13 protein-coding genes are annotated in these 12,147 nt (G+C 34.8%); 10 read left to right on the forward strand and 3 right to left on the reverse strand.

From position 1 onward, the window contains the following. Position 1 precedes the first annotated feature (1 nt). Positions 2–343 (reverse strand): iron-sulfur cluster insertion protein ErpA, encoded by a 342-nt coding sequence (gene erpA / locus HSM_RS06705; protein ID WP_012340453.1) that lies wholly within the window; start codon positions 341–343, stop codon positions 2–4. 119 nt (positions 344–462) lie between these two features. On the opposite strand from erpA, the gene map reads away from it, so the two are divergent. The 10 genes from map to HSM_RS06755 all read left to right on the forward strand — a co-directional run bounded on the left by map (position 463) and on the right by HSM_RS06755 (position 9,654). Continuing rightward, positions 463–1,266 carry a type I methionyl aminopeptidase gene (gene map / locus HSM_RS06710; RefSeq protein ID WP_041605100.1) on the forward strand — a complete coding sequence of 268 codons (804 nt, stop codon included), beginning with the start codon at positions 463–465 and terminating at the stop codon, positions 1,264–1,266. Between the two features lie 57 nt (positions 1,267–1,323). Continuing rightward, positions 1,324–3,909, forward strand: coding sequence for a bifunctional uridylyltransferase/uridylyl-removing protein GlnD (gene glnD, locus HSM_RS06715; RefSeq protein WP_012340455.1), 2,586 nt, complete (start codon positions 1,324–1,326; stop codon positions 3,907–3,909). A 78-nt stretch (positions 3,910–3,987) separates the two neighbouring features. After that, positions 3,988–4,461 carry a 6,7-dimethyl-8-ribityllumazine synthase gene (gene ribH / locus HSM_RS06720; RefSeq protein WP_011608983.1) on the forward strand — a complete coding sequence of 158 codons (474 nt, stop codon included), beginning with the start codon at positions 3,988–3,990 and terminating at the stop codon, positions 4,459–4,461. Between the two features lie 8 nt (positions 4,462–4,469). Further along, on the forward strand, positions 4,470–4,904 hold the full coding sequence (nusB, locus tag HSM_RS06725; protein WP_012340458.1) for a transcription antitermination factor NusB: 435 nt from the start codon (positions 4,470–4,472) through the stop codon (positions 4,902–4,904). 14 nt (positions 4,905–4,918) lie between these two features. After that, on the forward strand, positions 4,919–5,926 hold the full coding sequence (gene thiL, locus HSM_RS06730) for a thiamine-phosphate kinase (RefSeq protein WP_012340459.1): 1,008 nt from the start codon (positions 4,919–4,921) through the stop codon (positions 5,924–5,926). A 9-nt stretch (positions 5,927–5,935) separates the two neighbouring features. Next, positions 5,936–6,421, forward strand: a complete 486-nt coding sequence (locus HSM_RS06735; protein ID WP_012340460.1) for a phosphatidylglycerophosphatase A family protein — start codon at positions 5,936–5,938, stop codon at positions 6,419–6,421. A 12-nt stretch (positions 6,422–6,433) separates the two neighbouring features. Beyond that, positions 6,434–7,063 (forward strand): LysE family transporter, encoded by a 630-nt coding sequence (locus tag HSM_RS06740; protein ID WP_012340461.1) that lies wholly within the window; start codon positions 6,434–6,436, stop codon positions 7,061–7,063. An 18-nt stretch (positions 7,064–7,081) separates the two neighbouring features. Beyond that, the gene (dapB, locus tag HSM_RS06745) at positions 7,082–7,894 is read left to right on the forward strand and encodes a 4-hydroxy-tetrahydrodipicolinate reductase (RefSeq protein ID WP_012340462.1); all 813 of its coding nucleotides are present in this window, start codon (positions 7,082–7,084) and stop codon (positions 7,892–7,894) included. Between the two features lie 166 nt (positions 7,895–8,060). After that, positions 8,061–8,864: an exodeoxyribonuclease III gene (gene xthA, locus HSM_RS06750; RefSeq protein ID WP_012340463.1), complete on the forward strand. Its 804-nt coding sequence runs from the start codon at positions 8,061–8,063 to the stop codon at positions 8,862–8,864. A gap of 10 nt (positions 8,865–8,874) precedes the next feature. Beyond that, a complete protein-coding gene (locus HSM_RS06755; RefSeq protein WP_012340464.1) occupies positions 8,875–9,654 on the forward strand; it encodes a TIGR01619 family protein in 780 nt (259 codons plus the stop codon). Positions 9,655–9,708: 54 nt separating this feature from the next. Here HSM_RS06755 and HSM_RS06760 read toward each other — a convergent pair whose 3' ends face one another. Together HSM_RS06760 and purK are read right to left on the reverse strand one after the other, a co-directional pair. Next, positions 9,709–10,899 carry an amino acid aminotransferase gene (locus tag HSM_RS06760; protein WP_012340465.1) on the reverse strand — a complete coding sequence of 397 codons (1,191 nt, stop codon included), beginning with the start codon at positions 10,897–10,899 and terminating at the stop codon, positions 9,709–9,711. Between the two features lie 144 nt (positions 10,900–11,043). Further along, positions 11,044–12,132 (reverse strand): 5-(carboxyamino)imidazole ribonucleotide synthase, encoded by a 1,089-nt coding sequence (gene purK / locus HSM_RS06765; RefSeq protein ID WP_012340466.1) that lies wholly within the window; start codon positions 12,130–12,132, stop codon positions 11,044–11,046. Positions 12,133–12,147 lie beyond the last annotated feature (15 nt).

A 12,147-nucleotide genomic window follows, 5' to 3' on the forward strand; every position in this document is an offset into this window, starting at 1 on the left:
TTTAGATGCTAAAAGATGAGCCGCAACCGCAAGTTGTTGATGCATTTGGATTGTTTACAATAAATCTTGAGCCTTCTAAACCTTCAGTATAGTCCACAGTACCACCGACCAGGTATTGTAAACTCATTGGATCTACAACCAATTTAACGCCTGAATTTTCAACGATTAAATCGCCGTCATTGGTTTTTTCATCGAAAGTAAAGCCATATTGGAAACCACTACACCCCCCACCGGTAATATAAACACGTAATTTTAATTCTGTATTTTCTTCTTCTGAAATTAAGGTTTTGACTTTATTTGCCGCTGCATCAGTAAATGTCAAAGGAACTGCAATATCTGCCATAGTATTTTCCGATAATAAAAATTAGTGGGCTATTATCTAATAACCAACCAAACCATTCAAGATTTATAAAAAATTTAATGTTATAATGCACGACAAATTTTATGTCTAGAGAAGATATTATGGCGATTCCATTAAGAACAGAACAAGAAATAATAAAGTTACGTACAGCTTGTAAATTGGCATCTGACGTGTTGGTTATGATTGAACCTTATGTTAAGGCAGGTATAACAACCGGTGAGTTAGATCGTATTTGTCACGAATATATTGTGAATGAGCAAAAGGCAATTCCTGCTTGTTTAGGCTATTATGGCTTTCCGAAAGCAACTTGTATTTCATTAAATGAGGTTGTTTGTCATGGCATTCCGACTGAAGGCAAAGTGTTAAAAAATGGTGATATTGTAAACATTGATGTTACGGTGATTAAAGACGGCTACTACGGCGATAACTCAAAAATGTATATTGTCGGTGAAACCAATATCCGCAGTAAAAAATTAGTTGAGGCGGCACAAGAGGCATTATATGTTGGTTTACGAGTGGTGAAGCCGGGGATTCGTTTAAATGAAATTGGTAGAGCAGTGCAAAAATATACCGAGAGTCAAGGCTTCAGTGTAGTGCGTGAGTATTGTGGACATGGCATTGGTACCGAATTTCATTGTGATCCTCAAGTGTTACATTATTATGCTGATGATGGTGGTGTTATTTTACGGGAGGGTATGGTTTTTACTATTGAACCTATGATTAATGCGGGCAAAAAAGAAGTGCGTTTAATGGGCGACGGTTGGACAGTAAAAACCAAAGATCGTAGCCATTCTGCTCAATATGAGCATCAACTTGTTGTAACGAAAGATGGTTGTGAAGTGATGACGATTCGTGAGGAAGAAGAAAAAGTCGGACGAATTAGTAGAATAATGGTTAATATATAGTATCAATTCAACGTGCAATCTTTTCAAGGTTGCATTTCTTTTATTTCAGGACATGCTATGTTTTCTTATCTTCCAATTCCAAATCCAACGATAGCAACAATAAAAGCACAAAAAGAACAGCTTAAACAGTTTGAGTTGACATATTTTCAGCGGTTTTCTGTTGATCAACTCATTCGTAATCGTTCAGTATTTTGTGATCAGTTATTAATTCACCTATGGCAAATTTTTCAGCTTGAGAAAAATCACTTAACCCTTGTTGCAGTAGGCGGTTATGGACGGGAAGAACTTTTTCCTTTATCGGATCTTGATGTTTTGTTGTTAGTTGAAGATGAACCTACTATCGAGCTGGAGGAAAAAATTGCACATTTTTTTCGGTTTCTATGGGATTGTGGATTTGAGGTTGGGCATTCAGTACGCACTTTAGCCCAATGTGAACAAAGTGGACGAGAAGACATCACCATTGCGACCAACTTATTAGAAAGCCGATATTTATGTGGGCAACAAGATTTATTCGAAAAATTAACCGCACTTTTGCAACAAAAAAATTTTTGGCGAAATGAGGATTTTTTTAATGCTAAAGTTGCAGAAAAAGTTACACGCTATCAGCGTTACCATAATACCGGTTATAACCTTGAACCTGATTTAAAGTATAGCCCAGGAGGATTGCGTGATTTACATCTTATTTATTGGTTGGCTTTAAAGCATATAGGTGCTAAAAATTTAGAAGATATTTTGCACGCTGGTTTTATTTATCCACAAGAATATTCTTTATTAAAGCAAAGTCAGCAATTTTTATTTCAAGTGCGGTTTGCTTTACATTTAATTTTAAAACGTTATGACAATCGCCTGTTATTTGATCGTCAGCTTAAAGTTTGTGAATTATTAGGTTTTGTTGGTGAGGGCAATCAAAAGGTTGAGAAAATGATGAAAGTCTTTTTTCAAGCTTCACAATCTATTTCTGTATTAAGTGATATTTTGGTTAAACATTACCAAGAGCATTTTTTAGCCGGTTCACAAATTATTGAGCAACAAGATTTAGATTCCGATTTTTATCTTATCAATAATGCAATTTGTGTAAAAAATCCTGATATATTTATTCAAATGCCGGATAAAATATTGATGCTATTTTACTATTTGACACAACACTCTCATGTTGAAATTCATTCTGCAACATTACGCAAGTTGTATATTGTTACTCAACAATTTACTGGGAATTTATCTGATTTTCCTCTTGCAAGAGAACGTTTTTTACGTTTATTTTCACAACCTAATTCTATTTCTCGTGCTTTGTTACCGATGCACAAATACGGTGTATTGAACATTTATTTACCACAATGGAAAGGGATTAACGGATTGATGCAGTTTGATTTATTTCATTCTTATACTGTTGATGAACATACTTTGCGAGTGATGTTAAAATTAGAAGAGTTTTTAGTGGAAGAGGCGAAAAAAAATTATCCGATCTGCCACACCATTTTCTCATCATTAACTGACCGCACTTTATTATATCTTGCCGCTTTATTTCATGATATTGCAAAAGGCAGAGGAGGGGATCATGCTGAATTAGGTGCAGTTGATATGCGTATTTTTGCACAACAACATGGCTTTGATAGTCGAGAAAGTGAAACTATGGCATGGCTTGTACAGCGACATTTGCTTATGTCTGTTACTGCACAGCGTCGAGATATTCATGATCCTGAGGTTATTCTCAATTTTGCTGAAGAAGTACAAAATAAAGTGCGGTTAGATTATTTAACTTGTTTGACTGTGGCTGATATTTGTGCAACGAATGAAACTTTATGGAATAGTTGGAAAAGATCCTTATTTACGACTTTATACCAATACAGCCTAGATCAGTTTCAACAAGGAATAGATATTTTATTAAATCATCAAGAAAAAGCTGAAGAAAACCGCAAACAAGCGTGTATTTTATTACAACAAAAGTATGGATTTTTATCTGAAGCTCAAATTGAGCATCACTGGCAAGATTTTCCTTGTGAGTATTTTTGGCGTAATAGCCCGAAGCAAATTGCTTGGCATTCTGAGTTGTTACTTGATAATAATCAAGATTTATTGATTAAAGTCAGTAATCGTTTTTCTTATGCAGGGACAGAAATTTTTATTTATTGCCAAGATCAAGCGAATTTATTTTATAAAGTTGCCAGCATTATTGGAGCAAAGAAATTGAGTATTCATGGAGCACAAATTATCACAGGAAAAAATGGCTATGTATTCGATAGTTTGATTGTTACCGAGTTGGATGGGGGCTTGCTGAACAATGATCGTCGCCGTCAATTGGAAGGTGCATTAATTAAAGGATTAAAAACAAACAAGATTGTTAACCCAGTTCGTATAAATAACCATAAATTACAACATTTCCATGTTAAAACAGAAGTCAGATTTTTAAATGTTCATAAGCAAGAACAAACTGAAATGGAGCTTTGTGCTTTAGATAGAGCAGGTTTATTAGCAGAAATTAGTCAAATATTTGTACAATTGGAGTTGAACTTATTAAATGCAAAAATTTCTACAATTGGTGAAAAAGTAGAGGATTTTTTCATTTTAACCAATAAGAAAAATGTAGCTTTAACAGAACAAGAAAGGTTACGTTTACAAGATCGTATTGAAAGTAATTTTAGCTAAAGATAAATGTCTACATTGCATAGATTTTTTATGCTAAAATCCGCAACCGATTTATTTTATTGCTGAATAGGAAAAAGAATGAAGGTTTTAGAAGGTATAGTTACAGCACCTAATGCCAAAATTGCTGTTGTTATTGCACGGTTTAATAGTTTTATTAATGAAAGTTTATTAGAGGGAGCATTGGACGCTCTAAAACGTATTGGTCAAGTTAAAGATGAAAATATTACTTTAGTTCGTGTACCAGGAGCTTATGAATTGCCTTTAATTGCTCGTCGTTTAGCCGATAGTAAAAAATATGATGCCATTGTAGCGTTGGGTACTGTTATTCGTGGCGGTACAGCACATTTTGAATATGTAGCAGGGGAAGCAAGTAGTGGTTTAGGGCAGGTTGCAATGCAGGCGGAAATTCCGGTTGCCTTTGGTGTATTAACTACAGAAAATATTGAACAAGCAATTGAGCGTGCGGGAACTAAAGCTGGTAATAAGGGGGCGGAAGCTGCACTTGTTGCATTAGAAATGGTGAATTTGTTAGCTCAAATTGACAAGGCATAGTAGATAAAATGACAGAAAAAGTAAAAAAAATATCCCCACGTCGTCGAGCAAGAGAATGTGCGGTACAAAACCTTTATTCTTGGGCTATTTCAAAAAATTCACCTGAAGAAATAGAATTAAACTTCATTGTGGATCAAGATAATGAGATGAAAGGCGTGGATATGCCGTATTTCAGAAAGTTGTTTCATCAAACAATTAACCATGTTGAAACTATTGATAGTACAATGGCACCTTACTTAGATCGTGATAATGTTGAGTTAGATCCTATTGAATGTGCAATTCTACGTTTAGCTGTTTATGAATTGAAATTTGAATTGGATGTACCTTATAAAGTGGTGATCAATGAAGCTATTGAGGTTGCTAAAGTATTTGGTGCAGAAGAAAGCCATAAATATATTAATGGTGTTTTAGATAAAATTGCACCTGCACTTTCTCGTAAATAGATAGGTTTATCATAATGAGCAATGGCGAATTTGATATTATTCAACGCTATTTCATCGGATCAAAACGTCCGCAACGTAAAGATGTGATTGTTTCTATCGGTGATGATTGTGCTATTACTGAACATTATCAAAATCAGCGAATTGCTATTACGACTGATACGATGGTAGAAAATGTCCATTTTCTGTCTTCTATTAATCCTTCGGATTTAGCATATAAAGCTGTTGCAACAAATTTAAGCGATCTTGCTGCAATGGGGGCGACTCCCGCATGGTTTTCTCTTGCAATCACTTTACCTTATGTTGATGAAAAATGGCTCAATGAATTTAGTCAAAGTTTATTTGATGTATTGGATCATTATAATGTGTCGCTTATTGGTGGAGATACAACAAAAGGTCCCGTATATACAATAACTATTACTGCACAAGGCATCGTACCTAAAGGGAAAGCACTTTGTCGCCATAGTGCACAAGATGGTGACTGGATCTATGTTTCCGGCACATTAGGAGACAGTGCGGCAGGATTGGAATTACTATTAAAAAATACAGAGGAAACGCATAGTAAAAGTCATCAAAGTGCGGTTGATTCTGCACAAGAATATTTAATTCAACGCCATTTGCGTCCAACCCCCAGAGTTTTGCTTGGTCTGGAACTAGCTAGTGCTGAGTTAGCAAATGCTGCGATTGATATTTCTGATGGATTTATTGCAGATTTAGGACATATTTTACAGCGTAGTCAATGCGGTGCAGTGATCGATTTAGATAAATTACCTTTATCTGAGCAGTTAATCAAAACTGTTGGTATAGAGCGAGCGGAGCGATTTGCTTTAACTGGCGGAGAAGATTATGAGTTGTGCTTTACAGTTCCTGATCGTAATCTTGAAAAGTTAGAGCGAGCTTTAACCCATATTGGTGTGAATTATAGCTGTGTTGGGCAAATTCGTAATAAAAAACGTATCAGTTTTCAACGCAGCGGTAAAACCGTTGAGATTGGTTCATTACTCGGCTTTGATCATTTTAAATAAGATTTCATTATGACAAATAATCCTTTATCTCGTATTTCTTTAACCAATCCTATTCATTTTTTTGCACTTGGCTTAGGTTCAGGGCTTATTCATCCTGCTCCCGGAACTTGGGGTACCCTTGCCGGATTAATTGTTGGTTGTTTGCTATTACAGATAATGTCGGTGTTTTCTTTTGCAATTTTCACTGCACTTTGTTTTTTATTAGGATGCTATTTGTGTCAACAAACAGCGGATGATATGGGCGTACATGATCATGGCTCAATTGTGTGGGATGAGTTCGTCGGTATTTTTACCGTATTACTCGCTATTCCTGAATTATCATTGATATGGTGTAGCATTGCTTTCGTTGTATTCCGTATTTTTGATATTTTAAAGCCTTATCCTATTCATTATTTTGATCATAGATTAGAAAGTGGCTTCGGTATTATGTTAGATGATGTTTTAGCTGCTATTTATACGGTCATAAGTATTTCTATCTTAAATTATCTCGTGTAGAGGCGATTGATTATGCTGAATTTATTATTGGTTAATTTATTCGGGTTACTTACCCCGGGACCTGATTTTTTTTACATAAGTCGTTTAGCAGCTAGTCATTCTAAGAGAAATGCTATTTGTGCTGCGTTTGGTATTAGCTTGGGTTGTTTAGTTTGGTCAACTTCAGCAATTCTTGGACTGGCTGTTTTATTGACAACTTACCCAAGTTTGCAAGGCATTATTATGATGCTAGGTGGCGGATATTTGGCTTACCTTGGTGTATTAATGGTGAAAAGTCATAACAATATTGTCTTTGATAATCGTGAACAAGCAGAAAATTTAAGAAACAGTATGGGTAAAGAAATCTTAAAAGGATTACTGATTAATTTATCTAATGCAAAGGCTATTATCTTCTTTAGTAGCGTGATGTCTTTTGTATTGGTTGATTTAACTGAAACATGGCAGATTATTACCGCACTTATTTTATTAACTCTTGAAGTATTTTTGTATTTTTCTTTTATTGCACTTATTTTTTCTCGTAAAACCGTAAAAAAATTTTATAGCCAATATAGCCATTATATTGATAACTTTGCAGGGATCTTTTTTCTTTGTTTTGGCGGTTATTTAATTTATAGTGCTCTTTTCATAGGATTTGGCAATTGATAAATAGGGAGGGATAAAATGACGTTAAAAATTGGTATTGTTGGTTCGGGTGGTCGTATGGGGCGTCAACTTATACAGGCAGTATATCATACTGAAGGTGTAGAACTTGGTGCGGCATTTGAGCGTGTTGGTTCATCTTTAGTTGGAACTGATGCGGGAGAACTGGCTGGAATAGGTAGGATTGGTATTAAAGTAACCGATAATTTAACTCAAGAAAAAGGTAACTTTGACATATTAATTGATTTTACTCGACCGGAAGGTACCATTCAGCATTTAGCATTTTGTGTAGAGCAACATAAAAATATAGTTATCGGTACAACAGGATTTGATGATCAATCCAAACAAGCTATTCAACAAGCAGCACAGAATATTGCAATTGTTTTTGCCTCTAATTATAGTGTGGGCGTTAATTTAGTTTTTAAACTGTTAGAGAAAGCGGCTAAGGTCATGGGCGATTATTGCGATATTGAGATTATTGAAGCTCATCATCGTCATAAAGTAGATGCACCTTCCGGTACTGCACTATCTATGGGGGAACATATTGCCAAAACGTTAGGCAGAGATTTAAAAACGCATGGCGTGTTTTCTCGGGAAGGTATTACAGGTGAACGTAAGCCGGATGAAATTGGATTCTCAACAATTCGTGCGGCGGATGTTGTTGGTGAGCATACAGTATGGTTTGCGGATATCGGTGAACGAGTAGAAATATCTCATAAAGCCTCCAGTCGAATGACTTTTGCTAATGGTGCTGTAAGAGCTGCAAAATGGCTTTCTACTAAGCAAGAGGGGCTTTTTGATATGACAGATGTACTGGATTTAAATAATCTGTAAGTGCGGTTAGATTTGGTTCTTGAAAATTGTGCATCTTTGATCTTTCAGTATTCGTCATTTAAGATGTTGCTAAGATGTTGATGGAATAAAATCAATGCCAAAATTTTAGTCAGTCCGAAAAATGGGTATAATGCCCACTGATATTATATATTTTAGGAATAGTAGTATGAAATTTATTTCATTTAATATTAATGGGTTAAGAGCAAGACCTCATCAACTTGACAGGATTGTAGAGAAATATCAGCCTGATGTTATTGGGTTACAGGAAATTAAAGTGTCTGATGAAGACTTTCCCTATAATCTTGTTGAACATTTAGGCTACCATATTTATCATCATGGGCAAAAAGGGCATTATGGTGTTGCTTTGTTATTGAAACAAGAACCTAAAGTAATTCGTAGAGGCTTTTCTACTGACGATGAAAATGCACAAAAGCGTATAATTATGGCGGATTTAGAAACAGATTTTGGGTTGCTAACAGTAATTAATGGTTATTTTCCGCAAGGTGAAAACCGCCAGCATGAAACAAAGTTTCCAGCCAAAGAAAAATTTTATGCGGATCTGCAACATTATGTAGAGCAAGAGCATGACAGAAATAATCCAATTTTAATTATGGGGGATATGAATATCAGCCCGACAGATTTAGATATTGGTATTGGTGAAGAAAATCGAAAACGTTGGTTGCGTACAGGAAAATGCTCATTTTTACCGGAAGAAAGAGAATGGATAAATCGTCTATATAATTATGGGCTGATTGATACCTTTCGTCATAAAAATCCGACAATCAATGATCAATTTTCATGGTTTGATTACCGCTCAAAAGGCTTTGATGATAATAGAGGGTTACGAATTGATCATATTTTAGTGAATCAATTATTATTAGAACGTTGCGTTGACGCCGGTATAGCTTTTGATATTAGAGCGATGGAAAAACCATCTGATCATGCTCCGATTTGGGCGGAATTTAAGTGAGGAACATAGAATGGGAATTGAACAAGAATGGCAAAATTATCGATCTAAAATTAATGATAAATTAGCCGTATTTTCAGTTAATTTAAAACTTCTTGAACAATTTCCAGTCGTAAATCATATATGTGAAATTGTTGTCCATTTTGAAGTCCCTTATATTTCAGATGCACAAGGCTTACCGCAAATAGAAAGTTACGCCGGTTTGCAACAAGATTTGCTCAAAATATCCAGTTTAATTTCTGCCCAACCTAATGTTTATTACGCAGGCAATATTCTTTGTAATGGCAATGCTACATTGTATTTCTATTGTAACGATGCTTTAGATATTACAGATGTATTATCTGATAATTTTCCAAACGCTGTAAATATTGAGAAACAATTCGATTCAACGTGGGATCTATATTTTGATTTTTTGATGGCATCTCAGGCAGATTTGAAAGTAAATGCAGCAGAAGAATTATTGGCAACTTTAATTGAAAAAGGAGAAGATATCTCGAAAAGTTATCAAATTGAGCATACTTTTTACTTTTACAAAGAAAATGATCTTTACTTATTTTTGGAGAATATTGCTACTTCTGATATATCATTTTTATCGCTAAAACATTCTTCTAAGCAAATAAGTGTGAATGGATATAATGTATATATTGCTAAAATAGAGCAAGAATTGTATTTAAATGATGCCAGTATCTATGAATATATAAGAAATTTTGAAGAACTCGCTTTGCAACATTCAGGTGAATATATTGGTTGGGAGAGCGAAGATATTGGTATAAATAAAAATCAACTAAATTAATTTTTAAATTTAAAAAACCTTACAACAGAATAAGATGTAAGGTTTTTAATCGGATTAAAGCACCTTGACAATACTTTCACATAAATAACGAATATTATCTTCAGTTACACCGGCTAAATTAATACGTCCTGAACGCACAGCATAAATGGCAAATTCTTCTTTTAAGCGATCCACCTGTTCTGCATTTAGACCACTAAAAGAGAACATGCCATTTTGTTCAATAATGAAGCTAAAGTCTTGCTTTGCACCATATTCTTTTAACAATTCAACAAATTGATAACGCATACGTTTAATGCGATTACGCATTTCGGTTAATTCGGATTCCCATTGTTGACGTAATAGGTCATCACCTAAAATGATAGAAACAGCTGTAGCACCATGAGAAGCTGGGTTAGAGTAGAGAGTACGAATAATTGATTTCACTTGTGTTAATGCTATTGCTGAAATTTCTTCTGTTTCTGCTACTAAAGTAAAGGCACCAACACGTTCATTGTATAAACCAAAGTTTTTGGAATAAGAACTTGCGACTAATAATTCTTTATGATTTTCTGCAAAAGTTCGCAAACCAATAGCATCTTCTTCTAACCCGTTAGCAAGACCTTGATAAGCAAAATCAAAGAGCGGTAACCAACCATTTTTTTCTGACATTTCTGCTAGTATTTTCCATTGCTCAGGGGTTGGATCAATACCCGTTGGGTTATGACAACAACCATGTAATAACACCACATCACCTTCACTGGCATTGCTTAAGTCAGCAATTAAATTATCCCAATCTAAAGCTTTTTTCTCTGCATCGTAGTAACGATATTCACGGATTGTCATACCTACAGCGTTGAAAATAGCATTATGGTTTGGCCAAGTTGGTGAACTAATCCAAACGTTTTGAGATGTGGTTTGACGTTTGATAAATTCGGCAGCAATGCGTAACGCACCGGTTCCTCCTAAACTTTGTACTGTTTTAGCACGTCCTTGTTTAATAATTTTAGAATTTGTACCAAATAATAATTCTTTAGTGTATGAATTAAACTCTGCAATACCATCAATAGTTAAATAGTTTTTAGTGGTTTCTAATTCAAATAGACGATTTTCAGCTTCTTTAACAGCTTTCATAATGGGGGTGTTACCATTAGCATCTTTATAGACCCCAATACCCAAGTTAATTTTATTGGCACGCATTTCAGATTTAAAAGCCTCACCTAAACCTAAAATTGGATCAGCGGGTGCCGCATTAATATTCTCGAACATAGTAGTATCCTCAATAAATAGTTGTGTTTGAATAGATTTCTTTATACTGGTAAAAACTTATCTTTGCAAGCCTTTAGCTAAGTTAAATTTAATTATTTAATTTTAACTTTATAAAATATATTAAAAATTATTTGCTAGATTAAATTATTTCAATTTTTCTAATGCCCAATCTAAACCAAATTGATAATCTTGCGGTAGTATGTAGCGTAATTTTTGTAAATTATCTATTAAAATAGACGGAGTTGGATGAGATAAATTAAGATGCCCAACTTTACGACCTTCTCGTACTTCTTTTCCATACCAATGTAATTGTGAAAATGGCAAATTTAACCATTGTAGATTATGTTCAGTGCCAATTAAATTCACCATAACCGACGGCATAGCCACTTGTAAATCAGGCGTAGGTAAATCTAATAACGCACGAAGATGTAATTCAAATTGGCTAATCGAACAACCTAATTGCGTCCAATGTCCGCTATTATGTACTCTTGGTGCCAATTCATTGACTAATAATTGATCTTGCACAACAAAACATTCCATTGCCATTACGCCAACATAATCTAATTTATCCATAATTTTAGCCAACATTATTTCGGCTTGTTTTTGTTGTTGTGATTGTTGTGGAAAATTTAAATTCATGACGCTGTAACGTAAAATACCATTCTGTTGCAGATTATGCGTAACAGGATAAAAACGAGTTTTGCCATTTTTAAACCTTGCACCAACCAAAGAAATTTCATAATCAAAAGGAATAAATTTTTCGGCAATAACTTCGCCAAAAAGCTCATTGCCGATTACATCTTGATTATTTTTATCTACAATCCATTGTCCTCGTCCGTCGTAACCTCCCATGCGACGTTTTACAACAACTTTTTCACCAATTTCTGTAAAAATAGTGAAAAAATCCTCCGCACTTTGTACCAACCTCCAAGGGGAAGTAGGAATATTTAGTGCGTTAAGCAAGGTTTTTTGTGTAAAACGATCTGCTGTAGTGGCAAAAATTTTTTGATTAATAAATTTATCGTGATTAGCCAACATTTCTGTAAGGGGTGTTTTTTCCCAACGCTCAATTTCTGCTGTAATAATACTGTCAGCAGGCAAATCAAAAACAGGTGCATCAAAAGCAAGAGGTTGGACATTAATATCTAAAGGTGCACCCGCATAACGCAACATTCTGCCCAATTGCCCATTACCTAAAACATACACTGTAGGATATAAAGTGCGGTTTACCATTAAATGATCCTTATA

The sequence above is a fragment of the Histophilus somni 2336 genome (genome assembly GCF_000019405.1).
Taxonomy (GTDB): Bacteria; Pseudomonadota; Gammaproteobacteria; order Enterobacterales; family Pasteurellaceae; genus Histophilus; species Histophilus somni.

Bases quoted from the DNA above. Each gene is read 5' to 3' on its own strand.
- map (WP_041605100.1), top strand. From the start codon at position 463: ATGGCGATTCCATTAAGAACAGAACAAGAAATAATAAAGTTACGTACA.
- HSM_RS06760 (WP_012340465.1), bottom strand. From the start codon at position 10,899: ATGTTCGAGAATATTAATGCGGCACCCGCTGATCCAATTTTAGGTTTA.
- HSM_RS06735 (WP_012340460.1), top strand. From the start codon at position 5,936: ATGACAAATAATCCTTTATCTCGTATTTCTTTAACCAATCCTATTCAT.
- xthA (WP_012340463.1), top strand. From the start codon at position 8,061: ATGAAATTTATTTCATTTAATATTAATGGGTTAAGAGCAAGACCTCAT.
- HSM_RS06755 (WP_012340464.1), top strand. From the start codon at position 8,875: ATGGGAATTGAACAAGAATGGCAAAATTATCGATCTAAAATTAATGAT.
- glnD (WP_012340455.1), top strand. From the start codon at position 1,324: ATGTTTTCTTATCTTCCAATTCCAAATCCAACGATAGCAACAATAAAA.
- thiL (WP_012340459.1), top strand. From the start codon at position 4,919: ATGAGCAATGGCGAATTTGATATTATTCAACGCTATTTCATCGGATCA.
- HSM_RS06740 (WP_012340461.1), top strand. From the start codon at position 6,434: ATGCTGAATTTATTATTGGTTAATTTATTCGGGTTACTTACCCCGGGA.
- erpA (WP_012340453.1), bottom strand. From the start codon at position 343: ATGGCAGATATTGCAGTTCCTTTGACATTTACTGATGCAGCGGCAAAT.
- dapB (WP_012340462.1), top strand. From the start codon at position 7,082: ATGACGTTAAAAATTGGTATTGTTGGTTCGGGTGGTCGTATGGGGCGT.
- nusB (WP_012340458.1), top strand. From the start codon at position 4,470: ATGACAGAAAAAGTAAAAAAAATATCCCCACGTCGTCGAGCAAGAGAA.
- ribH (WP_011608983.1), top strand. From the start codon at position 3,988: ATGAAGGTTTTAGAAGGTATAGTTACAGCACCTAATGCCAAAATTGCT.
- purK (WP_012340466.1), bottom strand. From the start codon at position 12,132: ATGGTAAACCGCACTTTATATCCTACAGTGTATGTTTTAGGTAATGGG.